Raw genomic sequence first — 24,653 nt, 5'->3', positions numbered from 1 at the left:
ATAATTATTTTTTTAAAATTTGTTCTATGTTAGGTTTAAAATAATTGGGTCCTTTTAAAACTTTCCCATCTTCACGGTAAATAGGCTTCCCATCTTCTCCTAATTTACTCATATTACTTCGTTGTATTTCATTAAATACTTCTTCAATCTTATCCTGCATACCATGCTCAATAATTGTTCCACATAAAATATACAGCATATCACCCAAAGCATCGGCAACTTCTACTAAATCATTATTTTCAGCAGCTTCTAAATATTCTTCATTTTCCTCTTTCATTAGGTTGTAACGAAGCAGTTTTCTTTCTTTATCAATGTTTGTTGTAGGGGTATTTTTAATACCTAAACCGAAAGCGGTATGAAATTCATGAACAGCGTTAATTTTGTTTTTCATGTATGTAGATTTTTTATAATGAATTATTTTATGCCTAGTTTTTTTTCTGTATCATTAAGATTAAATTGAGTCCAATTACTAATGTGATGTTTGATGTTCATTTTTTTAAAGTCTGAAATGTTTTTATCATTTACACCTACAAAATGGATGTCTAAATTTTTAGCAGTTGTAACATCCCACAAACCATCTCCAAAAGAAATAATGTTTTCAAAATTAGAAGTATGGTAATAATTTTTTGCTTTTTCTATTGCCGATTTTACAATATCTTCTCTTGTGAAAATTGCATTTGAAGCTTCTAAAACTTGAGGAATTAAATTGATATTTGCTTGTTGTAATTTTAAAAAGGCAGGTTGTAAAATAGAGCCAGTGGCAAAACAAACACCATAATTGGTCTCATTAATAAAAAAATCAACCATTTTTTGAGCACCTTCAATTTCTGGAGTATCAGGATAACTTAAAAAATGTTCGGTCATGACTTTTTCAAATTCAGGAATAAAATCAAAGTCAAATTTTTTCTGATGTGTTTTTTCATAGTTAACACTAAAAATATAACTGTCTGTAGCGTTTTTATAAGTTTTCCAATCAGTATTTACTTCGGTTATTCCAAAGTGCTTCATTGCAAATAATAATGAATCGGTGTGTTTGTCTTCACTTTTAGTAAGTGTGTCGTCTATATCAAGTACGATTAAGTTTTTCTTTGTCATAATGTGTTATGTGGCTAATTTTAAAAGTTTAGCTGGAACTATTTTTAGAACCCATGCAATCAATATCCATCGCTTAGATATATAGGCTACTCGTTTTTTTCTTTTAATAGCACTATAAATTTGTTTACTTGCTTTTTCAAGGGGTGTAAGCCAAAATATACCATCACCTAAAGCCATTGCTGTATCTACAAAACCAGGTCGAATATCTGTGATATAAACTTTTTTTGAGGGTATCGATTTTGTTTTGATGTATAAACTTTCTAGATATGCCTTTTGATATGCTTTTGAAGCAAAATAAGCAGGAGCAAATCGATTACCACGCAACGAAGCAATTGATGAAATACCAACCAAATGTCCGAAACCTTGTTTTTTAAATAAAAGATAAGCTAAGTTATATAACTTAGTAACACCAATTACGTTAGTTTGTAAAGTAGTATTTTCCTTTTCCCAGTTTAACTTAGTATTGGTAAAACCTACCCCCGATGATTGTATAATCAAATCAATTTTTCCTAATTCCGAAACGATTTCGTTAAATACATTTTCAACGCTTTCAATATCTTGTATGTCGTTTTGTTTACTAATAATTTGAGAAGGATAATTATTTTTTAACTCTTCTAGTTTTTCTTTTCGCCTTCCTGTGATAGCTACTCTATAACCATCATTAATTAAAAACTCTGTTAATCTTTTTCCAATACCAGAAGTGGCTCCAAAAACAATAGCCGTTTTAGTTTGCATATAGTTAGTTTACAGATAAGGTTAAAACATTTTACCTATCAAGTAAATATATAAAGTTTATTTCTTATTCTCTCTCTTTTTAAGAAGGTATTAAAACTTTATTATAGATGATAATTATTATTTGAAATACAAATTCTTAAAAAATCTAAAATTTAGTAATCATCAATATAAATCATTCTTTAACTTTGCTGAAAATACAATTTTATGTTTACACCTGGTCGAATAATTTTTGCAAGCTTATTTGTGGTTGTTTTTATAATAGCTATGGTTGTTAGTTATAAGAAAGATGCTAAAAGAAATAAAAAGCATTATCAAAACGCAGCATTATACGTGGCGATATCGATAATAGTAACTATTTTATTGTTATTTCTTTTTAAGTATATAAATAAACATTAATCAATGTCTTCTAACTCATTTAATTTTGAATGATCTAAAACAGTATATCCTTCATCATCATAATAAAAAGTAGGAATATATTTAGCACCAACTTTTAGTTTAGAGAAATCGTAAGAAGATATTTGATATACATCTTGACCAAAAGATTGTTCATGGTAACGAACAAGAATGTAAAGTTCAGCATCTAGTTTAGCTATTTCTTCACTAGTATATTTAAATAAAGGGCTGTTTTCATCTATTTCATGTACAATAGTCCAAGTAGTTGGAAGGTACATTATTTTATCTCTTTCTAAAGAGAATCTATAGTAATTTCGTTTAAACTTATGATCTCCTGAGTCTTCTGTTATTGATAGAGTTACTGTAACTTCTGGTTCTATCATTACCGTTTTTCTGCTATTCATTATACGAAACATTAAAGCTCTGTGTTCTTTAAAATCTCTTAGAACTATATTTTCGCTAAAATGAATTGCAGCTTTAGGTTTAGAAAATCGCCCGTATATAAGTCCAGTTATAAAAGAAAAGCTTAATAAACCTAGCATAGCTTCAAAAGCAGCTATAAAATTGGCTATTACCCCTTGAGGTGCTAAGCCCCCATAACCAACTGTGGTTAATGTTTGGGCGCTAAAAAAGAAACCATTTAATAAGTTTTCAAAAAAAGAACCTTTTTCGTCTGTTATTTGCTCAATACCTATTGATATGTAGATTAATCCAAAAACTATATTTAGAAGTGTATAACCAATAAAAACAAAAGCAAAAAATTTTATCCAAGATAGTTCAATAAAATACGTGTAAATATCACGAATTGTAAATTTCTTATTGATATGACGAATGTTTGAGGTTCCGTCTTTATTAATAATATTTTGTGCATTTCTTTTTGAAGAATATCCCAATCCAGGATCTTTTATTTTTTTAGCCATAGGGATTTTTTATTGTCGATTGTAAAAATACAAAAACCGATTCTTTTCAGAATCGGCTTGTTATATTTAATAATACTTAAATTAATTATTAGTTTTTACTAGGTAAAAAGCTATAATTTTTAGCATAAAAATACATTTGTTCTTCAAAAGAGTTAGGTTGCATAATTTTTATGTCAGTAATAATACCTTCATCATTAGTTACAGGAGTTAATACAGGGTTAACAAAACCACTATATGGAGCAGATTTGAATTGTGAATTACGTTCTAAAACCTCTTTGTGAAGTTCTTGATCTACCTTTACACCGTATCCTTCAACTAAAGCTTTGGCAGCTTCAAAATCTCCTTCAGATTTTATTCTTTGTGTTTCTTTTAATAGGCGACCAAAAATTTCATGAAGTTTTGCATAGTCATTAACTATAAAATAAGTTTTTCCATTTTTAACAACTTTTTCAATAACATTGTCTTTTTTACCTTGTTCAAACGACCAAGCAGATACCCATTGACGATTTACCATATGATCTTCTTCAATATCATCTCCTAAATTAATTCTTATTAATTGAGTCATTAATCCATTTCTGATATATCCATCATAAGCCGCTTTACCAACTTTTTTCCAGTCATCAACTAGTCCAAGTTCTTGTAATTTTGGGTTCATTAAATAATATAAACCAACTAAATCTGCTCTACCTTCTTCCATAGTAGAAGCATAGTTTTTTAGAGTTTCTTTCGGTTGTCCTATTCCATCATTAATTTTACCAGAAGCATGGCCAATAACTTCATGAAGTGCTGTATGTAATTTATCAGCAAGTTTACCATATTTTACTTCTAACTCAATTTCTTCTTTATCATGAGCAAACTCTTCTAAACGACCAGTTCCTCCTGCATTATTGTATGACCCAATAATATTACCTAAAGAAACAGATTTTGAACCGTGTTCTTGACGAATCCAGTTGTTGTTAGGTAGGTTTACTCCAATAGGTGTACTTGGAGAAGCATCTCCAGCTTCACCAGCTACATTTACTGTTTTATAAGAAACACCTACAACATTTTCTTTTTTATGAGAAGGATCTAAAGGAGAGTTGTCTTCAAACCATTGAGCATTGTCAGATAAAACTTTCATTTTTTTAGACATGTCAAAATCTTTTATTTGAACTACAGTTTCATAAGATCCTCTATAACCTTTTGGGTCATTATATACTTCTATAAATCCGTTTATCCAGTCAATATTTCCTTCAGTTGAAGTAACCCAAGAAATAGCATACTGATCCCAAACATCTAAGCTACCTGTCTTGTAATATTCTATTAGCAAACTTAATGTAGTTGCTTGTTTTTCGTTTTCAGCTACACCTTTAGCCTTTTCTAGCCAGTAAATAATTTTATCAATAGCAGCTCCATACATACCACCAGATTTCCATACTTTTTCAACTAATTTTCCGTTTTCACGAACTAATTTTGAATTTAAACCCGCTTCAATAGGTTTTCCTTCTGGACCTTTGTATGCTTTAGCATAAAAATCTTCAACATCTTTACTAGTTATATCAGGGCTGTAAAAATTAATAGCAGAAGCTAAAACATTATCAACACCAGCTTTTTTATTTACTTTTTTAGTATCTTCATTATTAAAAATTACTTCTAAAGCTTCAGGAGATAAAGTAGTATTTGTTTCTTTTAATAAACTCTCTAAATATTCTTTTGAAAACTCAGGTTTTAATTTATCATTAGAATAGTGGTGATGTATTCCGTTAGAAAACCAAATTCTTTTTAAGTAGGTTTTAAAAGCAACATAATCTTTACTTTTTTTATCCCCTTTAAAAGTTGTGTTTACAGTTTCTAAAGCATTTCTAATTTCTAAATTATGACGATAATTTTGATCCCACATTATATCGCGCCCAGCCAATCCAGCTTGCGTTAGGTAGTATACTAACTGCTTTTCTTTTAATGTTAATTCGTTAAAACCAGGAATTTGGTAGCGTAAAACTTTGATGTCAGCAAATTGTTCAACTACGTATTCAAAATCTGTAGTTTTAGTTTCTTTTGTTGTAGTAGCTTCTTTTTTAGTGTCAACACCACAAGAAAATAAAATACTTGTAGTAGCAATCGTACAAAGCACTTGTTTTAAGTTCATTTATAAATATTTAAATTAATTTTTAGTTGAGCGATAAAAATACGAAATTAAACCTCGTGATATCTAAAACAATCTGTTGTATGATCATTTACCATACCTGTTGCTTGCATATGTGCATAAATAACAGTTGAACCAACAAATTTAAAACCTCGTTTTTTTAAATCTTTTGAAATTTTATCAGAAAGATCTGTAGTTGCAGGTACATCTTCTCGTTTATTAAATACATTTTTAATAGGTACTCCATTAGTAAAGCCCCAAATGTATTTAGAAAAAGTACCAAATTCTTCTTGTACTTTCATAAAGGCTTTAGCATTTGATATTGTTGCTTTTATTTTTAATTTATTTCTTATAATTCCAGCGTTTTGTAATAGTTCTTCATATTTATTTTCAGAATAATGTGCTATTTTTTTATAATCAAAATTGTCAAAAGCAATTCTAAAATTTTCACGTTTTTTTAAAACGGTAATCCAACTCAAGCCAGCTTGAAAAGTTTCTAAAATTAAAAATTCAAATAATTTATCATCGTCATATACAGGAACTCCCCATTCATTATCATGATATTCAATATATAAAGGGTCATTACTAACCCAAAAACACCTGTTTTTCATATTGTTTTGTTTTAAGAGGTTTAAAAATACTGTTAAATCATTTAAAAACAATTTGAAAATGGAATAATTTTCGGAACTTTATAGAGGTTGAAAATCATTGATTATGAAAGTTTTGAAGTATGTATTAGTAATGGTAGTTTTTAGTGTTATTTTTTATGGATGTGCTTCTACATCTGTGAAAAATAAATCAACAACAAAAGAAGAGCCTGTTGTAATAGCAAATGATAGTTTAGAGTATGAAGTTATTATAATAGATCCCGGTTTTACAACATATCTTAATTCTATAGCTAGGCCAGTAGGTTTTTATTCACAATCTTATTTAGAAAATAAAAATAGATTTTATGTTATGGCCTGGAATAGAAGGGTAGGGAGTCCAGGTACATTTAATCCAAATATATATGAAAACATAATTGATTATAACATACATATTGATTATGGTTATGAAGTAAATTATAAGTTATTTAATTATTTTGAGTTTGCACAAGGTAAATATAGAATGGTTTTAAGATGATACTTTTTTAACTCAAAAACGTATATTTGCTATCAAAAAATAATTACTAAGCATGAAGTTTTTACGAAATTTACTAGCCTCTATTATAGGCTTTTTTATATCAATATTTTTAATCTTTATCTTTTTTATTTTCATAGCCTCATTAATGGGATCTCCTGATGAAATAATAGTAAAACCAAATTCAGTTTTAAAGTTAGATTTAACTACTTCAATAAAAGATTATGCTCCAAAAGATACAAATCCTTTAGCGGAAATATTGGAGTTGAATGATCAGAAATTAGCTTTAAATAAGATATTGAATGCTATTGATAATGCTAAAACTGACGCTAATATTAAAGGGATAAATATTAGAACGGTATATGTTAATGCAGGAATAGCGCAAACTCAAGCTATTCGAAATAAAATAGAAGAATTTAAGAAGAGCGGTAAATTTGTGTATGCATATAACGATTTCTTTGATCAAAAAAGTTATTACTTAAGTTCTGTTGCAGATAGTGTTTTTGTAAACCCTGTTGGAATGGTTGACTTTAAAGGACTTTCAACAGAGATTTTATATTACAAAGATTTTGAAGACAAGTATGGTGTGAAAATGGAAGTAATTCGTCACGGAAAATATAAAAGTGCCGTAGAACCTTATTTGACAAACAAAATGAGTGAAGCTAACAGAGAGCAAACGGTTTCTTTTTTAAAGTCTATTTGGTCTGAAATGACTGGGGATATTAGTAGAAGTAGAAAAATTTCTGTTGAAAAATTAAACGAGATTGCTGATAATTCAAGTGGAAGAAATGCTGATTTAGCTAAAGAGAGTAATTTAATTGATGCTGTAATTTATGAAGATGAATATAAAGATAAATTAAAGTCAATAGTAGCTTCAAAAGTTAATACAATAAGTATTCAAGATTATATTAAATCAGGAAAAGGTAGAAAATCTTCATTAGCAAAAAATAAAATTGCTGTAATTTATGCTCAAGGGCAAATAATGTATGGAGAAGGAAATGAAGATATAATTGGTCAAGGAATCATAAATAAAGCAATAAAAAAGGCAAGAAAAGATAAGAGTGTAAAGGCTATTGTTTTGCGTGTTAATTCTCCAGGAGGAAGCGCCTTAGCTTCTGAGTTGATTTGGAGAGAATTAGAATTGACAAAGAAAGAAAAGCCATTAGTAGTGTCTATGGGGAATTTAGCTGCTTCAGGAGGTTATTATATTGCTTGTAATGCAGATAAAATTATTGCAGAACCTACAACAATTACAGGTTCTATTGGTGTCTTTGGAATGATTCCAAACATTAGTAAACTTACCGATAAACTAGGTATTAATGCTGAACAAGTATCTACTAATAGTAGTGCTAATTATAGTGTTTTTGAACCTATAGATGAAAAATTTTATAAAGTAACTAAAGAAGGAGTAGAGCAAATTTATAATGTTTTTGTAACTCGTGTTGCAAATGGAAGGGGTTTGAAATTTGATGAGGTTGATAAAATAGCTCAAGGAAGAGTTTGGACTGGTAAACAAGCTTTAGAAAATGGTTTAGTTGATGCTTTAGGTAGTTTAGATGATGCTATTGAAATGGCAGCTAGTATTGCTAATGTAGATGATTATAGAGTTAGAAACTACCCTAATTACAAGAAAGACATAAAAGAATCGTTTAAGTTTTCACCTTTTGCAAAACTATCAAAAGAAGAATTGTTAAAAGAGGCTTTAGGTGAGGAGAATTATAGGTTATATGATAATATAAATCAAATCAAAAATATAAAAGGAATACAAGCTAGAATACCTTTTATATTTGAAGTTAAGTAAACTCGTTTAATTATATAAAGAAAGGCTGTTTGATAATTCAAACAGCCTTTTTATTATATAAACTATATGTGAAAAATAGTTCTGATTATTACATCATTCCTGGCATTCCACCACCCATTGGAGGCATTCCTCCTCCTGCTGGAGCTTCTTCTTTAATATCAATTAATGCACATTCAGTAGTTAAAATCATCCCAGCAACTGAAGCAGCATTTTCTAAAGCTACACGAGTTACTTTTTTAGGGTCAATAATTCCTGCATCTAACATATTTACATATGTTTCAGATTTTGCGTCGTAACCAAAATCTTTTTTACCTTCAAGTACTTTATTGATAACAACAGAGCCTTCACCACCAGCATTCTCAACAATAGTTCTTAATGGAGATTCAATAGCTCTATTTACGATTTGTACTCCAGTAGTTTCGTCTAAGTTCTCAGTAGTTAAAGTCTCTAATACTTTTTTAGCTCTTACTAAAGCAACACCACCTCCAGCAACAATACCTTCTTCAACAGCAGCTCTTGTAGCGTGTAAAGCATCATCAACTCTATCTTTCTTTTCTTTCATCTCTACTTCAGATGCAGCACCTACATATAATACAGCAACACCACCAGCTAATTTAGCTAAACGTTCTTGTAATTTTTCACGATCATAATCAGAAGTAGTTGTTTCAATTTGTGCTTTAATTTGATTAACACGAGCTTTAATCTGTGTTTCATCACCAGAACCATTAACAATTGTAGTATTGTCTTTGTCAATAGTAACAGTTTCAGCAGTACCTAATAAATCTAAAGTAGCATTTTCTAAAGAGAAACCTCTTTCTTCAGAAATAACAGTACCTCCAGTTAAAATAGAAATATCTTCTAACATTGCTTTTCTACGATCACCAAAACCTGGAGCTTTTACAGCTGCAATTTTTAAACCTCCACGTAATTTGTTTACTACTAAAGTAGCTAATGCTTGTCCATCTACATCTTCAGCAATAATTAATAAAGGTCTTCCTGATTGAGATACTGGTTCTAATATTGGAAGAATTTCTTGTAAGTTAGAAATCTTTTTATCAAATAATAAAATATAAGGATTTTCTAAAGTAGCAATCATTTTATCTGCATCCGTTACAAAGTAAGGAGATAAATAACCTCTATCAAACTGCATTCCTTCTACTACATCTACATAAGTATCAGTACCTTTAGCTTCTTCAACAGTTATTACACCTTCTTTACCAACTTTACCAAAAGCAGTTGCAATTAAATCACCAATTACTTGATCGTTATTTGCAGAAATAGAAGCTACTTGTTGAATTTTTTCAGAAGAATTTCCTACTTCTTCAGATTGCTTTGCTAAATCTTCAGTAATAACAGCTACAGCTTTATCTATTCCACGTTTTAAATCCATAGGATTAGCCCCTGCTGCAACATTTTTTAATCCTTCTTTAACGATAGATTGAGCTAAAACAGTAGCAGTAGTTGTACCATCACCAGCTAAGTCGTTAGTTTTAGAAGCAACTTCTTTTACCATTTGTGCTCCCATATTTTCTAGAGCATCCTCTAATTCAATTTCTTTAGCTACGGTAACACCATCTTTAGTTACATGAGGAGCTCCGAAAGATTTTGAAATAATTACATTACGTCCCTTAGGACCTAAAGTTACTTTTACTGCATTAGCTAATGCATCTACTCCACGTTTTAATCCGTCACGAGCATCAACATCAAATTTTATATCTTTTGCCATTTTATTTAGTTTTTTTTGTCTAAAGCTTATATGTAATTTTAGACTTTGTTTTTATTTAATTTATATAGAGCAATTGGATAGCTCAAAAAAATAATTATTTAGATAATAGCGAAAATGTCGCTTTCTCTCATAATTAAATAATCGTTACCTTCAAGTTTTAATTCAGTACCAGCGTACTTTCCGTATAAAACAGTATCTCCAACTTTTACAGTTAAAGGCTCATCTTTTGTTCCAGTTCCAACTGCAACAATAATTCCTTTTTGAGGTTTTTCTTTAGCGTTATCTGGAATAATAATTCCTGATGCAGTAGTTGTTTCTGCTGCAGCAGGCTCTACAAGAACTCTATCTGCTAAAGGTTTAATGTTTAATCCCATTTTATATATTTTTTAATTAATTAAATTAAGTTTTTAACTGGTTACTTTTAGTCAGAAATTATGCCATTGTTTTTATGCTGACACTTTTTCAACGAGTATAGTTTTTTGTGAAAAAAAAATGCCAACGTGTCATTACGTTGGCATTTCTATATGATTAAGATAGATATTATTTTACGCTATCGTTTGCTGTATTTGTTGTTGTAGCTGGAGTATTAGTAGTTGTTGTTTCTACTCCGTTTAATGTATCATCTAATTGAGGTGCATCTTGAGCATTTCCTCTAGGGATAGCAAAGTTAGCTAATAGGATTAAAGCAAACATTGTTATTGCTAAAGTCCATGTAGTTTTATCTAAGAAATTGTTTGTGTTTTGTACACCTCCAATGTTTTGAGATCCACCACCACCAAAAGATGAAGATAATCCTCCTCCTTTAGGGTTTTGTACCATTACAATTAAAATTAATGCTATTGCAACTATTAAAATTAACACTAAAAGTAAAGTATATGTAGTCATTATTTATTGTTTTGTAAAATTTTAATTTTCTTAATTTGGTCTGCAAAGAAACCACTTTTTTCTGGATATTTCAAACTTAATATTTTATATGCTTGAATTGCACTATCATATTTTTTCTGTTCAAGATAAACTTTAGCCAAAGTTTCGGTCATTAATCTGTTGTTTTGTTGAGATTCTGTAACCTTAATTTCTTTAGAAATACCTTTTGTAGGTCTTGTTATTTTAGGGCTAGTTTCAATAAAACGATTAATTAGTATATCTTTTTCAGAGTTTTCTTCAATCTTTTTTTCTGAGGATTGGTCTCTTACTATACTATTTTTTGAAGAAAGTTCTAACCATTGATTAAAAGAAAAAGTTTCTTTTTTAGTGAAGTTAAGAGGTTTTCCTATGGCTAATTCTTCATTAGTTATGTCAGTTTTTAATAATTTTGTTTTTTGAATTACAATTTCTTTTAAACTTCTTTTTCCTGAATCTTTTTTAGTTGATGTAAAACTTTTAGATGTTATAAAATCAAATAAAACTGAACGATCTGTTGTATGGGTAGCAGTGACTTTCAGCTCATTATTGTATTTATAGCTTCCTTTGTTTTTTAAAGCTTTTAAATATAAAGAACGAGCAGACTGAAAATAAGGATATTTATCAATTATAGTTTTTAATTGATGAATATTTTCATCCTGGAAAAGTTCAGGGCTTTGAATAAATTTTATATAGTCGTCTGTTGTCAAATTAAAATATTACCATTTAGCTACCGATTCATTAAATATGTCTTGAGTAATTCGCTCTAATATTTTTTTTAGAGCATTATCTAATACGTTACCAATTAGTTGTTCAGAAGCACCATAGTCATCATAAAAGGTGAATTGTTTTTCAAAACTGTCTTTTTCTTCTAAGTTATTGGTAAATCGAACGTTAACTACAATGGTAAGTCTGTTTTGAGCAGCAGTTTGGTTTGCAGTTGCACTCATAGGAGAAATTCGATAATCAGTTATTTCACCTTCAAAATGTAATTGTCCTCCAACTCTTACTAAAGCTAAGTTAGTTTGACGAGTAAATAAATCTCTTAAGTCTTGTGTAAAACGTTTACTTAATGTAGGTTCAATTATTGGTGCTTGGTTTGGGAAAAAATCAATTTGAATTGTTTTAGCATTCCCTGTGTTTCCTCCAGTGAAAGAGTATGCTCCACAACCTATAAAAGTAATTAGAAGTATAAATGATAAAGATGTGTATAAAAGTTTTCTCATTTTAATTTAATAATGTAGTTCTGTAAAGATAAATAAAACGAAAGTTAATTTTTTTATAAATCGTATTGTTTAATTTTTCTGTAAAGTGTTCTCTCAGATATACCTAATTCTTTTGAAGCAAGTTTACGTTTTCCATTGTTTTTTTCTAGAGATCTTCTTATCATTTCAATTTCTTTTTCTTGTAATGATAAATTTTCATCCTCTTCAATAGTTTCAACAAAATCATAGTTGTTTTGATTTGCTGATTCAGGAATTTGTACTACTTCAACTTTTGGAGTTTCAGTTTGTTGCTCTTGATATATTTTTTGAATTAATCGATGATTATCTTCTTGAACTTGTTTCGAATTTCCTTCTTTTAATAAATCTAAAGTTAACTTTTTTAAGTCATTAATATCGTTTCTCATATCAAACAATATTTTATACATAATATCTCGTTCGTTAGAAAAATCATTATTGTTATTAGCTTTGTTGTTATTAACAACTGCAGGAAGATTTCCTTGGATATTAGGTAGGTATTGTACGAGTTTTTCAGGAGAAATAAGCCTGTTTTCTTCAACTACTGATATTTGTTCTGCAATATTTCTTAATTGTCGTATGTTTCCAGGAAAGTTATAATTTAATAAAAGCTTTACAGCATTTTCTTCTAGCCTAATAGTTGGCATACGATATTTTTGAGCGAAATCAGCTGCAAACTTTCTAAATAGTAAATGAATATCTTCTCCTCTTTGTTTTAATGGAGGAAGAGGTATTTCAATGGTACTTAATCGATAGTATAAGTCTTCACGAAATTTACCATTACTAATAGCATTGTGCATGTTAACATTTGTAGCTGCTACAATTCTTACATTTGTTTTTTGAACTTGAGAAGAACCAACTTTTATAAATTCACCGTTTTCTAAAACACGTAGTAAACGTACTTGAGTAGTTAAAGGTAATTCTCCAACTTCATCTAAAAAAATAGTACCTCCATCTGCAACTTCAAAATAACCTTTACGCGTAGCAGTAGCTCCTGTAAAAGCTCCTTTTTCATGACCAAATAACTCACTGTCAATAGTTCCTTCAGGAATTGCACCACAGTTTACAGCTATATATTTAGCATGCTTTCTATGTGATAATTGATGAATAATTTTTGGTACGTTTTCCTTTCCAACACCACTTTCACCAACAACTAATACTGAGATGTCAGTAGGAGCAACCCTAATGGCTTTTTCAATTGCCCTGTTGAGTTGAAGATCGTTACCGATAATACCGAAACGCTGTTTTGTTGCTTGTAAGTTTTCCATGTTTTTTTTGAATAAAGAAAAAAATAGAGAAAAAAGATAATTTCAATTTTCTCTTGTTTCATTTTTTATAATTTAATTATTGTCAGAATATCCAATAGCAGTTCCTAATAATGTAGCTGAAGTACAATCATCAACTTTAACGTTTACAAAATCTCCCATTTTATAATGTTCTTTAGGGAAAATTATAACTGTATTTTGAGTATTACGACCTTTCCATTCATTTGGGTTTTTCTTTGAAGTACCTTCAATTAAAACTTCTTGTATCTGCCCTAAATTTTCTTTGGTTCTATATAAACTATGTTCTTGTTGTAAATCTATAATTTCTTGTAGTCTACGTTTTTTAACAGCTAAAGGTATATCATCTTCCATTTTTTTAGCTGCTAAAGTTCCAGGACGTTCTGAATAAGCAAACATAAACCCGAAGCTGTATTTTACATGGCGCATCAAATCTAAAGTATCTTGATGATCTTGTTCAGTTTCTCCACAAAAACCAGCAATCATATCTTGACTTAAAGCCATTTCAGGAATGATTTTATAAATATTATCAACTAATTCCATGTACTCTTCACGAGTGTGTTGACGGTTCATTGCTTTTAACATAGCATTACTTCCACTTTGAATAGGTAAGTGAATGTATTTACATATGTTTTTATGTTTTGCCATTACATGAATAACATCAAGAGTCATATCTTGAGGGTTAGAAGTTGAAAAACGAAAGCGTATTTTAGGGAATTCTGTAGCACACATATCTAACAGTTGAGCAAAATCTACAGCAGTAGCCTTTGCCATTTCTGAAGCTTTATTGAAATCCTTTTTTAAGCCACCTCCATACCATAAGAAAGAATCTACATTCTGACCTAATAAAGTAATCTCCTTGAAGTTTTTCTCTTGCATTGATCTGATTTCTGCAATAATACTTTGAGGATCTCTACTTCTTTCTCTACCTCTTGTAAATGGAACAACACAAAAGGTACACATGTTATCACAGCCACGAGTAATTGAAACAAAAGCAGATACTCCATTAGAGTTAAGTCTTACAGGAGAAACATCAGCATATGTTTCTTCTTTTGATAAAATTACATTAACAGCATCTCTACCAGCATCTACCTCTTCAACTAAATTAGGTAAATCACGATAAGCATCAGGACCTACTACTAGATCTACAATTTTTTCTTCTTCTAAAAATTTTTCTTTTAATCTCTCAGCCATACAGCCTAAAACCCCAACCTTCATTTTAGGATTTATTCTTTTTACAGCATTATATTTTTTTAAACGATTACGAACAGTTGTTTCAGCTTTTTCACGAATAGAACAAGTATTTACTAGTACTAAATCTGCATCTTCTAAATTTTGAGTAGTGTTGAAGCCTTGTTCAGAAAGGATAGAGGCCACAATTTCACTATCATTCATGTTCATTTGACAACCATAGCTTTCAATAAAAAGCTTTTTACTGTTGTTCTCTTTTTGCTCAGTAAGTAAAGGTTTTCCTTGTATTTTCTCGTCAATTACTTTCTCAATGTGTTCCATATAATCCTTAAATGATAATAAAAAATAGATTGCAAAGATACGACCAAAAACTATAAAATATGACAAATTGACATAAATTAATTAAAGGTTAAAAGCGTTAAAAAAAAGTAAAGTTTAGAAGAAAAAGTGCTAATAAAAAAAAAGTGTCTACTTTTGCAAACTGAAAAAGGGTATCATTATATTATGGTATTATTTAGATAAGAGTAAGAAGTATGGCAAAGAATTTAGTAATAGTAGAGTCACCAGCAAAAGCAAAAACTATAGAAAAGTTTTTAGGGAAAGATTTTCAAGTTGAATCTAGTTTTGGACATATAGCAGATTTACCTTCGAAAGAATTAGGAGTTAATGTAGAAGGAGATTTTAAACCAAAATATATTGTTTCAACTGATAAGAAAGCAGTTGTAAAAAAACTAAAGGATTTAGCAAAAAAAGCAGAAACTGTTTGGCTAGCAAGTGATGAGGATCGTGAAGGAGAAGCTATTGCATGGCATTTGGCAGAGCAGTTAAAACTTAAGGATAAAGACACTAAACGAATAGTGTTTAACTCTATTACTAAGAAAGCAATTTTAAAAGCAATAGAAAATCCAAGGACTATAAATTATAATTTGGTAGACGCTCAACAAGCAAGGCGTGTATTAGATAGAATAGTAGGGTATGAATTATCACCTGTTCTGTGGAGAAAAGTAAAAGCAGGATTGTCAGCTGGTAGGGTTCAGTCTGTAGCTGTACGATTAATTGTAGAAAAAGAAAGAACTATTGAAGGTTTTGAGGCTAAGGCGTCATATAGAGTAGATGCTGAGTTTTCTAATGAAGAAGGAAAAAGTTTTAAAGCAAAGTTGGCTAAGAATTTTACAACGAAGAAAGAAGCAGAAGAGTTTTTAAGTTCTTGTGCTGATGCAAATTTTAACGTTGAAGATTTACAAAAGAAGCCAGCAAAAAAATCTCCAGCAGCTCCTTTTACAACATCAACTTTACAGCAAGAGGCATCTAGGAAATTAGGTTTTCCAGTTGCAAAAACAATGATGGTTGCTCAGCGATTATATGAAGCAGGACTTATAACATATATGAGAACCGATAGTGTTAATTTATCGGATGATGCTAAAACTGCAGCTGAAGAAGAAATCTCTAATTACTACGGTAAAGAATATAGTAAACCAAGAAATTATTCAACTAAATCAAAAGGAGCTCAGGAAGCGCATGAGGCAATTCGTCCTACAGATATGACTCGTCATGAGGTGTCAGTTGAATATGATCAAGATCGTTTATACGGTTTAATATGGAAACGTACTTTGGCTTCACAAATGAGTGATGCCCAATTAGAAAGAACATCGGTTAAAATAGAAAATGATAAAAATGATAAAGTTTTTTCTGCTAATGGAGAAGTAATAACTTTTGAAGGTTTTTTAAAAGTATATTTAGAAGGTAATGATAATGAAGATGAAGAGCAAGATGGAACACTTCCTAAAATGAAAGTAAGTGAAACTTTAGTTAATAAATTTATCTCAGCAACAGAAAGGTATACCCGTCCGCCAGCAAGGTTTACTGAAGCATCTTTAGTAAAAAGGTTAGAAGAATTAGGAATTGGTCGTCCTTCTACGTATGCACCTACTATTTCTACAGTTCAAAGAAGAGGGTATGTTGAAAAAGGTACAGCTGAAGGAGTTGAAAGAAAGTATACTCAGTTAATGCTAGCTAATGCAAAAATTTCTGAAAATGTTTTATCAGAAAAGGTAGGGGCAGATAAAGGGAAAATAATGCCAACTGATATAGGGAATATTGTTAACGACTTTTTGGTAGAGAATTTCAAGAGAGTATTAGATTACGGTTTTACAGCAAAAGTAGAAAGTGATTTTGATGATATAGCAGAAGGAAAGGAAAATTGGACTTCAATAATTAAAGATTTTTATAAAGATTTTCATCCTAATGTAAAAGATGTGGCTGAAAACGCTGAAAGAGCTAGCGGACAACGTTTATTAGGAGTTGATCCTGATAGTGGTAAAAATGTATATGTTCGTTTAGGTCGCTTTGGCGCCATGGTTCAGATAGGAGAAGCAACAGATGAAGAAAAACCGAAGTTTGCAAGTTTACAGGCTGATCAAACTCTAAGTTCTTTGACTTATGAAGAAGCAATGGACTTATTTAAATTGCCTAAAACTGTTGGAGATTATGAAGAGAAAGAGGTAATAGTTGCAAATGGTCGTTTTGGTCCTTATATTAAGTTTGACGGAAAATACGTATCTTTAGATAAAGGAGAAAATCCAATGTCTGTTGATATGGATAGGGCTATTGAATTAATAGAAGCTAAAAGAAAAGCTGACGCGCCGATAGGTCACTATGAAGAATTACCAATTCAAAAAGGAGTTGGTCGTTTTGGACCGTTTATTAAATGGAATTCAATTTTCATTAATGTAAATAAAAAATATGATTTTGATAATCTAACGCAAGAAGATTTAGAAGAATTAATAGAAGATAAAAAAAGAAAAGAACGTGAAAAGTTAATTCATAATTTTGAAGAAGTTGGTATTCGTGTAGAGAAAGCACGTTGGGGACGTTTTAATGTTATTAAAGGTAAAATTAAAATTGAACTGCCAAAAACTACAGAAATAGAAAAGTTAACTCAAGAGGAAGCTGTGAAAATGGTAGAAGCTAAAACACCAAAAAAGAAAAAAGCTAAAAAAAAGAAATAAAGTAAATTAAAAAGAGAATAGTTTTTTTGTTATATTGCGGTTCCTTATTTAATCCCCTTAAATAGATGAATATCGATTTTTTTTCACCGGTAAGTGACTCTGTTGTTACACATGTTATGTCGCAGGCATCCTCGACATTGGGTGGGAATATTAGTATTCATACTTCAGAGAATGGATTTCCTGACCTTTCTAAAGTAAAAATAGCAATACTTGCTGTTTCGGAAGGAAGAGGAGCCGATCAATACGATTGTTTAGAAGGTATTTATAATATCAGAAAAGAATTATATCAATTGTTTTCTGGTAATTGGCATACAAAAATTGCTGATTTAGGAACCATTGAGCAAGGAAGTACAATTAAAGATACTTATTTTGCCGTATCTTCAGTTATTACTTCATTACTAAAAGATGATATTATTCCAATAATAATTGGAGGAAGCCAAGATGTAACCTACGCAAATTATAGAGCTTATGATGCTCTTGAACAAACTGTAAACTTAGTGTCAATTGATAGTAGGTTTGATTTAGGTGGAGATAATGAAGAATTATTAGCTAAATCTTTCTTAGGGAAGGTTATAATGGATGAACCAAGTAATTTGTTCAATTATAGTAATATAGGATATCAAACTTATTTCAACTCGCAAGAAGAAATAGCATTGTTAGATAAGTTATATTTTGATACATTTAGGTTAGGAGAAGTTAAAAATATTACATTAGTAGAGCCAATTTTAAGAGATGCTGATATCGTTAGTTTAGATATAGCAAGTGTTAGACAAGGAGACGCACCTGGAGCTATTAATGCTTCGCCTAATGGATTTTATGGTGAAGACATATGTGCAATAGCAAGATATTCAGGAATAAGTGACAAAGTTACTTCTTTTGGTGTCTATGAATATAGTAGTAGTTTAGATGTTAACAATCAAACAGCAAGACTTATAGCTCAAACTATTTGGTATTTCATTGAAGGTGTGAATCATAGAGCAAATGATTACCCATATGTAACAAAAGAAAATTATGAAAGATATACAGTTGTTTTAGATGACGATGATCCATTAAATTTTTATAAAAGCGATAAAAGTGGTCGTTGGTGGATGGAAATAAATTTAATATCGAATAATAAACATAAAAGACATGCGTTAATACCATGTAACTATCGAGATTATGAGCAAGCATTAAATCATAAAATACCAAAAAGATGGTTTAAGGCATTGCAAAAGCTTACGTAAAAGAGAGTTATCTTTTTAAAGATAAATTTTTATAACTCGTAATTGTTTTTTAATAAAAAAAATAATAGGTTTACGCCTCTTTTTATAAGAAAGAATAAAGTATGAAGAAATTAGCAGTATTTGCATTATTAGTATCTATCATTTACGCCTGTGGTTCTAACGGAGACAGAGGAGAATTGACAGGAGTTAAATCAAAAAGAAAATGGTTTGCTGAAAAACCTTATGGTATGGCTAAAATACCAGGAGGTTCATTTACTATGGGTAAACAAGATGAAGATCCTTTAGGCGCTATGAACGCTCCTACTAAGACTGTGACTGTACAGCCTTTTTATATGGATGAGTCTGAAATTACTAATAGTGAGTATAAGCAATTTGTTTACTGGGTAAGAGATTCAGTTACTAGAACAAAATTAGCGTATCAAGCTGAATTTGCATCTAGTGGAGAAGAAGGAGCTGACGGAGAGAAACCAGCAGGTATTCAATTGTATGCTTTTGCATCTAAAGATACCGTTAATGAAACTCCATATGAGAAATACATGCGTGAAAATTACTATGAAGTAGGTGAAGGTTTAGATTCTTTAAAACCTTTAAATTGGGAAGAAGATCTTATTTGGGAACAACAAGAATTTCCTGATGCTGACTACGTAGAGGTAATGGATTCATTATATATTAAAAAAGAAGAAGCTTTAAACGGTATTAGAACTTTTAAAACTAAATTATTAAACTACAGATATTATTGGTTTGATAATGAAAAAGCAGCTAAATCTGGAAAAGACAGAAAAGAATTCATGAAAAATGAAGAAATTAATATCTATCCTGATACTACAGTTTGGATTAAAGATTTTAATTATTCATACAATGATCCAATGCATCAAGAATATTTTGCACATAAAGCATATGAAAACTATCCAGTAGTTGGAGTTAGCTGGAATCAAGCAAAAGCATTTTGTCACTGGAGAACACAAACTAAAAACAACTTCCAACGTTCAAAGAAAAAGTTAGGTTTAGTTCCTGCTTTTAGATTACCAACTGAAGCTGAATGGGAGTATGCTGCTCGTGGAGGTCTTAATTATGCTAAATATCCTTGGGGTGGACCAAGTACCACTAGTGATAGAGGATGTTTCTTAGCGAATTTTAAACCGGTTCGTGGAGATTATGCAGCTGATGGAGCTTTATATACAGTTGAAGCTGTTTCTTATAACGCTAATGAATACGGATTATATAACATGGCAGGAAACGTTGCTGAATGGACAAATACAGCATATAATCAAATGTCGTACTATATGGGGTCAACGATGAATCCTAATGTAGAAAATAGAGAAAATAGAAGAAAAATAATTAGAGGTGGTTCGTGGAAAGATGTAGCATATTTCTTAGAAGTAAGTTCAAGAGATTGGGAGTATGCAGATACAGCAAGAAGTTATATCGGATTTAGAACTGTACAAGATTATTTAGGTACAAGTAAAAGTAAGTAATAAAAAAAAGTAACAAGTATAAATAAAAATTAAAATTAATTCCCTTAAAAAAGTAAAATTATGGCACAATCAAAATCGAGTAAGAAAGTATTTAACATGGCCTATGGTTTAGGAGCCTCTGTAGTAATTTTAGGAGCACTTTTTAAAATCATGCACTTTAAAATTGGCCCATTAACAGGAGGTGTAATGTTAACTGCAGGGTTAGTAGTAGAAGCTATTATTTTTGCAATATCTGCATTTGAACCTATCGAAGATGAATTAGATTGGACCAAAGTTTACCCAGAATTAGCAGGAGGTTCTTCATTAGGGAAAAACAATGAAGCATCACCAGAAGAGGCTCAAAGTATGTTGTCTCAAAAATTAGATAATATTTTAAAAGAAGCAAAGTTAGATGCTACCTTAATTTCAAGTTTAGGCGATAGTATTAAAAACTTTCAAGGTGCTGCAGAAGGTTTAACTGCTACATCAGCAACTGTTTCTTCAACTAACCAATATAACGAGCAAATGTCTATGGCAGCTGCTAAGTTAGAATCATTAAATGGAGCATATTCAGTTCAAGTTGAAAACGCAACCAAACAAGCTGATTTAAATTCAGCAATGGTAGAAAACTCTCAACGTTTACAAGAACAAATGCAATCATTAGCAACAAACTTATCTTCATTAAATGGAGTATATGGAGGAATGTTATCTGCAATGTCTAAGTAATATTAGTTTTATTAACTAAAATATATATTAATTAAAAAAAACTAATAGAATGGCAGGAGGAAAACAGTCACCAAGGCAGAGGATGGTAAACTTGATGTACCTTGTTTTTATTGCAATGTTAGCAATGAACATGAGTAAAGAAGTTTTATCAGCTTTTGGATTAATGAATGAGAAGTTGTCAGAGTCTAATACTAGGGCGACTAAATCAAATCAAGCTTCATATGAGGCTTTAGCTTTAAAAGCATCAGAACAAGCTAAACAATATGGGAAAGCCAAAGAAGACACAGATAAATTACGTGTTATGGCTGATGAATTGTTTAACTATATAGATGAGTTAAAAACAAAAATGACTAGTGATTTAGAGGATACTAAAGCCTATGAATCAATGGATAAATCTGGATTTTTAGATCAATATTTCTTTGCTAATGGAAAAATTTCAGCAAAAGGTAAAGAATATGTTGCTAAAATTAAGGAGTTTAAAGAAAAAGCGTTAGAAGTTTTAGGAGAAAGAGACTTAGCAAAAGTTGTTTCTGAGCGTTTTAAAACTGACGATGTTAAAGATAAAGAAGGTGTTAAAAAATCTTGGTTAAGTTATAATTATGAAGGTTTTCCTTTAATTGCTTCTTTAACTAAAATGACACAGATTCAATCTGATGTTAAAACAACTGAGTCTGATGCGTTATCTGCTTTATTACAAGGTGAGTTATCAAAAGCAGTTTCTATGACTAATTATGAAGCCATGGTTGTTTTTGAGAAAAACGCTTATTATCCAGGTGAAAAATTATCAGGTAAAATAATTTTAGGTAAAAATGACCCTAACTTAACTGCTGAGAAAGTAATAGTTAACGGTAAAGATATAGAAGAGGCTAAAATTAAAGCTGGTCAAGTTATATTAGACGGACCTGCTGGTTCTGTTGGAGATAAAGAACTTAAAGGTGAATTTCACTTTAAAGAGGGAGATTCAACAGTTATTATTCCAATTAAAGGAGGTTATTCTGTTATACCTAAACCAAATGAAGCTGTAATTTCTGCTGATAAAATGAATGTAGTTTATAAAGGATTGTCAAATCCATTAACTATATCTATTCCAGGTGTAGCAGGTAACAAAGTTGTAGCTTCTGCTCCAGGATTAAAAAGAGTAAAAGGGAATAGTTATGTAATGAGACCAAAAGGAAATGGTGAAGTTACAATTAGAGTTTCTGGAACATTACCTAACGGAAGTAAAGTAAGTTCTAATAAGAAGTTTAGAATTAAGGATATTCCACCAGCTGTAGGTATGGTTAGAAATCAATATGGTACAGTTAGAATGCCAAAAGCTAGTGTTAGAAATATTACAGTTGGAGCAGGATTACCTGATTTCTTATTTGATTTAAAACTAAATGTATCTAGCTTTAAAATTAAAGTTCCTGGTCAAACAACAATTGCAGTTTCTGGAACACGCTTAAATGCTAGAGCTAAAAAAGCTCTTTCAAGAGCAAGAAGAAACGATGTAATTACCATTTTTGGTATTGAAGCATCTGTGTCTGGATCTAATTATAAAATAAAGAAAGTGCTAAATGTTAGCATTGAAGTTACTAATTAATAAGTAAAACAAGAAGAGTATGAATTGGAAGCGTTTTTATTTGGTTGCATTAACACTTGTAGTAACAAGTTATGCAAGTGCACAAGCAAACCTTTTAAATTCTAAAAAGGTAAGCGAAATAGGATTTAAATCAGAAGCTCAAATTGCTTCAGAAGATGATAAACCCTTACCTTATGGACATATTACAGACAGAGATGTTTTGTGGTCTAAAGTGGTATGGGAATACATTGATTTAAATCAAAAAATAAACTTACCTTACTATTATCCAATAGATACAGTAAGTACAGGTAATGGAAGACGTTCTTTATTTGATTCTTTATTAAAAGGAATTAGAGATGGTGAAATAAAAGAAGTTTATGATGACTCTTATTTTACGTCTAAAATAGGAATGGATGAAATTAAAGAGAAAACAGAAGATTTAAGAGACGATGGTTATGGTAACATTGATCCATATACAATCAAATCTGAACAAGTTAAAGGATATTTAGTTAAAGGTATTTGGTACTTTGATAAGCGACAAGGAGAGTTAAAGTATCGTTTATTAGGAATTGCTCCAATGGGACCAGATGTTCAAGTTCTAGGACGTGATGAAATTGATGATAAGGATAATATTTATGAACTTTTTTGGATTTTTTATCCTGATGCTAGAGAAACACTACATAAATCAAAAGTATTTAATCCTTTAAACTCTGCTACTCCAATATCATATGATAACTTATTAAACGCTCGTAGGTTTACTGCTACAATTGTAAAGGAAGAAAACTTATATGGCGATAGAGAGATTAAAGATTATGTTCGTGGAAACTCATTATTTCAACTTTTAGAGGCTAATAGAATAAAAGAAGGAATACGTGATAGAGAAATGGATATGTGGAATTATTAATATTTCTAATAGATAAATTAAGAAAAGCGTTTGCAGTATATGCAAACGCTTTTTTATTTATTTGAATATTCTTTATTATTACCTTTGCTTTATGATTAAAGAGGTTGATTATATTATAGTTGGTTTAGGTTTAGCAGGAATTTCATTTGCTGAAGAATTAGCTAAAAATAACTATAGTTTTGTAGTTTATGAAGATTGTTCTCAAACATCTTCAAAAGTAGCTGGTGGGGTTTATAACCCTGTTATTTTAAAAAGATTTACACCAGTTTGGAATGGTCATGATCAACTTGAGTTTGCCCTACCTAAATATGATGAATTAGAAAATAAATTAGATATTAAAATAGATTCTAAATTTAAAACAAGGAAAGTATTTAATTCAATTGCTGATGAAAATAATTGGTTTGTAGCATTAGATAAACCATTTTTATCTAATTATATGCAACCTGATATTTTGAAAGGTAAAATAGAAGGAGTTATTGGTAATTTTGGTTTCGGTGAATTAAAAGGAACTGGGAGAATAGATACCCATAAACTTATTTTAAATTATACAGAGTATCTACGTAAACATGGTGCTATAAATGAGGAAAAATTTATTTATGATGAGTTAATTATAGAGGATGAATTTCTTAGATATAAAGACATCAAATCTACCAAAATTGTTTTCTGTGAAGGTTTTGGAATAACAAAGAATCCTTTTTTTAATGATTTACCTTTAAAGGAGTCAAAAGGAGAAATACTTACAATTCATTCACCAGAATTAAAGATTGACTTTTTATTAAAATCAAATGTATTTGTTATGCCACTAGGTAATGATTATTATAGAGTTGGTGCAACATTTAATTGGACAGATTCTACAACTACTCCAACTAAGGAGGGTAGAGAAGAACTTGAAGCGAAGTTAAAAAATGTAATTTCTGTTCCCTATAAAGTAACTAATCATACAGCTGGAATAAGACCAACAGTTAAAGATAGAAGACCTCTATTAGGTAAACACCCAAAGCATTCAAATTTAGCTGTTTTAAATGGCTTAGGAACACGAGGTGTTATGATAGGTCCAACAATGGCAAGCATGCTGTTTAAGCATTTAGAAAAAGGTGAGTTATTAGAAAAAGAAGTAGATATTAATAGGTTTAATTAAAAACGATCTAGTTAATGAAAACTAGATCGCTTTGTACAAGTAGTATTAAGTAAGATGTAAAATTATTCAAATCCCCCCAGAAAAGAATAAATTCCCTTATTAGATTACATTCT

At 30.3% G+C, this 24,653-nt stretch carries 23 protein-coding genes; 10 read left to right on the top strand and 13 right to left on the bottom strand.

The window, feature by feature from the left end:
• Positions 1 to 4 precede the first annotated feature (4 nt).
• The 3 genes from DS884_RS11525 to DS884_RS11515 are packed head-to-tail and all read right to left on the bottom strand — an operon-like array spanning position 5 to position 1,830.
• On the bottom strand, positions 5 to 391 hold the full coding sequence (locus DS884_RS11525; protein ID WP_093870334.1) for a nucleoside triphosphate pyrophosphohydrolase family protein: 387 nt from the start codon (positions 389 to 391) through the stop codon (positions 5 to 7).
• 23 nt (positions 392 to 414) lie between these two features.
• Positions 415 to 1,095, bottom strand: a complete 681-nt coding sequence (locus tag DS884_RS11520) for an HAD family hydrolase (protein ID WP_113786856.1) — start codon at positions 1,093 to 1,095, stop codon at positions 415 to 417.
• A 6-nt stretch (positions 1,096 to 1,101) separates the two neighbouring features.
• Positions 1,102 to 1,830 (bottom strand): SDR family NAD(P)-dependent oxidoreductase, encoded by a 729-nt coding sequence (locus DS884_RS11515; protein ID WP_093870336.1) that lies wholly within the window; start codon positions 1,828 to 1,830, stop codon positions 1,102 to 1,104.
• A gap of 204 nt (positions 1,831 to 2,034) precedes the next feature.
• Here DS884_RS11515 and DS884_RS11510 point away from each other — a divergent pair, with 204 nt between their 5' ends.
• Positions 2,035 to 2,226: a hypothetical protein gene (locus tag DS884_RS11510; RefSeq protein ID WP_093870337.1), complete on the top strand. Its 192-nt coding sequence runs from the start codon at positions 2,035 to 2,037 to the stop codon at positions 2,224 to 2,226.
• Here DS884_RS11510 and DS884_RS11505 read toward each other — a convergent pair.
• The 3 genes from DS884_RS11505 to DS884_RS11495 all read right to left on the bottom strand — a co-directional run bounded on the left by DS884_RS11505 (position 2,223) and on the right by DS884_RS11495 (position 5,876).
• Complete coding sequence (locus tag DS884_RS11505) at positions 2,223 to 3,143, bottom strand: ion channel (RefSeq protein ID WP_113786855.1); 921 nt, start codon at positions 3,141 to 3,143, stop codon at positions 2,223 to 2,225. The two genes, DS884_RS11510 and DS884_RS11505, sit on opposite strands and share 4 nt — an antisense overlap.
• 88 nt (positions 3,144 to 3,231) lie before the next feature.
• Positions 3,232 to 5,268, bottom strand: a complete 2,037-nt coding sequence (locus DS884_RS11500) for a dipeptidyl-peptidase 3 family protein (RefSeq protein ID WP_113786854.1) — start codon at positions 5,266 to 5,268, stop codon at positions 3,232 to 3,234.
• 47 nt (positions 5,269 to 5,315) lie between these two features.
• Entirely contained in the window at positions 5,316 to 5,876 is a 561-nt protein-coding gene (locus tag DS884_RS11495) for a DNA-3-methyladenine glycosylase I (protein WP_113786929.1), read from the bottom strand.
• A gap of 103 nt (positions 5,877 to 5,979) precedes the next feature.
• Here DS884_RS11495 and DS884_RS11490 point away from each other — a divergent pair, with 103 nt between their 5' ends.
• Together DS884_RS11490 and sppA are read left to right on the top strand one after the other, a co-directional pair.
• A complete protein-coding gene (locus DS884_RS11490) occupies positions 5,980 to 6,387 on the top strand; it encodes a DUF6146 family protein (RefSeq protein WP_113786853.1) in 408 nt (135 codons plus the stop codon).
• Positions 6,388 to 6,439: 52 nt separating this feature from the next.
• Entirely contained in the window at positions 6,440 to 8,185 is a 1,746-nt protein-coding gene (sppA, locus tag DS884_RS11485) for a signal peptide peptidase SppA (RefSeq protein ID WP_113786852.1), read from the top strand.
• 88 nt (positions 8,186 to 8,273) lie between these two features.
• On the opposite strand, the gene groL is transcribed toward sppA, so the two are convergent.
• The 7 genes from groL to miaB all read right to left on the bottom strand — a co-directional run bounded on the left by groL (position 8,274) and on the right by miaB (position 14,847).
• On the bottom strand, positions 8,274 to 9,911 hold the full coding sequence (gene groL / locus DS884_RS11480; protein ID WP_113786851.1) for a chaperonin GroEL: 1,638 nt from the start codon (positions 9,909 to 9,911) through the stop codon (positions 8,274 to 8,276).
• A 98-nt stretch (positions 9,912 to 10,009) separates the two neighbouring features.
• Positions 10,010 to 10,285 carry a co-chaperone GroES gene (locus DS884_RS11475; protein WP_093870344.1) on the bottom strand — a complete coding sequence of 92 codons (276 nt, stop codon included), beginning with the start codon at positions 10,283 to 10,285 and terminating at the stop codon, positions 10,010 to 10,012.
• A gap of 166 nt (positions 10,286 to 10,451) precedes the next feature.
• The gene (gene secG / locus DS884_RS11470) at positions 10,452 to 10,796 is read right to left on the bottom strand and encodes a preprotein translocase subunit SecG (protein ID WP_093870345.1); all 345 of its coding nucleotides are present in this window, start codon (positions 10,794 to 10,796) and stop codon (positions 10,452 to 10,454) included.
• Positions 10,796 to 11,521 carry a hypothetical protein gene (locus DS884_RS11465; RefSeq protein WP_113786850.1) on the bottom strand — a complete coding sequence of 242 codons (726 nt, stop codon included), beginning with the start codon at positions 11,519 to 11,521 and terminating at the stop codon, positions 10,796 to 10,798. Before DS884_RS11465 ends, secG begins: the two co-directional genes overlap by 1 nt.
• Positions 11,522 to 11,530: 9 nt before the next feature.
• On the bottom strand, positions 11,531 to 12,037 hold the full coding sequence (locus tag DS884_RS11460) for an LptE family protein (protein ID WP_113786849.1): 507 nt from the start codon (positions 12,035 to 12,037) through the stop codon (positions 11,531 to 11,533).
• A gap of 53 nt (positions 12,038 to 12,090) precedes the next feature.
• Positions 12,091 to 13,320, bottom strand: a complete 1,230-nt coding sequence (locus tag DS884_RS11455; RefSeq protein ID WP_113786848.1) for a sigma 54-interacting transcriptional regulator — start codon at positions 13,318 to 13,320, stop codon at positions 12,091 to 12,093.
• A 72-nt stretch (positions 13,321 to 13,392) separates the two neighbouring features.
• The gene (gene miaB / locus DS884_RS11450; RefSeq protein WP_113786847.1) at positions 13,393 to 14,847 is read right to left on the bottom strand and encodes a tRNA (N6-isopentenyl adenosine(37)-C2)-methylthiotransferase MiaB; all 1,455 of its coding nucleotides are present in this window, start codon (positions 14,845 to 14,847) and stop codon (positions 13,393 to 13,395) included.
• A 212-nt stretch (positions 14,848 to 15,059) separates the two neighbouring features.
• Here miaB and topA point away from each other — a divergent pair, with 212 nt between their 5' ends.
• The 7 genes from topA (at position 15,060) to DS884_RS11415 (ending at position 24,540) form a co-directional block, all read left to right on the top strand.
• Positions 15,060 to 17,534: a type I DNA topoisomerase gene (gene topA / locus DS884_RS11445; protein WP_093870351.1), complete on the top strand. Its 2,475-nt coding sequence runs from the start codon at positions 15,060 to 15,062 to the stop codon at positions 17,532 to 17,534.
• A 65-nt stretch (positions 17,535 to 17,599) separates the two neighbouring features.
• A complete protein-coding gene (locus DS884_RS11440) occupies positions 17,600 to 18,757 on the top strand; it encodes a formimidoylglutamase (RefSeq protein WP_113786846.1) in 1,158 nt (385 codons plus the stop codon).
• Positions 18,758 to 18,858: 101 nt separating this feature from the next.
• Positions 18,859 to 20,232: a gliding motility lipoprotein GldK gene (gene gldK / locus DS884_RS11435; protein ID WP_093870353.1), complete on the top strand. Its 1,374-nt coding sequence runs from the start codon at positions 18,859 to 18,861 to the stop codon at positions 20,230 to 20,232.
• 60 nt (positions 20,233 to 20,292) lie between these two features.
• Positions 20,293 to 20,937: a gliding motility protein GldL gene (gene gldL / locus DS884_RS11430; protein ID WP_093870354.1), complete on the top strand. Its 645-nt coding sequence runs from the start codon at positions 20,293 to 20,295 to the stop codon at positions 20,935 to 20,937.
• Positions 20,938 to 20,986: 49 nt separating this feature from the next.
• A complete protein-coding gene (gene gldM, locus DS884_RS11425; RefSeq protein ID WP_093870355.1) occupies positions 20,987 to 22,519 on the top strand; it encodes a gliding motility protein GldM in 1,533 nt (510 codons plus the stop codon).
• A 19-nt stretch (positions 22,520 to 22,538) separates the two neighbouring features.
• Positions 22,539 to 23,402 (top strand): gliding motility protein GldN, encoded by an 864-nt coding sequence (gene gldN / locus DS884_RS11420; RefSeq protein WP_093870356.1) that lies wholly within the window; start codon positions 22,539 to 22,541, stop codon positions 23,400 to 23,402.
• 91 nt (positions 23,403 to 23,493) lie between these two features.
• Complete coding sequence (locus DS884_RS11415) at positions 23,494 to 24,540, top strand: NAD(P)/FAD-dependent oxidoreductase (protein WP_113786845.1); 1,047 nt, start codon at positions 23,494 to 23,496, stop codon at positions 24,538 to 24,540.
• Positions 24,541 to 24,653 lie beyond the last annotated feature (113 nt).

This window comes from Tenacibaculum sp. E3R01 (genome assembly GCF_003318185.1).
GTDB classification, from domain to species: domain Bacteria; phylum Bacteroidota; class Bacteroidia; order Flavobacteriales; family Flavobacteriaceae; genus Polaribacter; species Polaribacter halocynthiae.
This window is presented reverse-complemented; position numbering and strand designations above follow the sequence as displayed.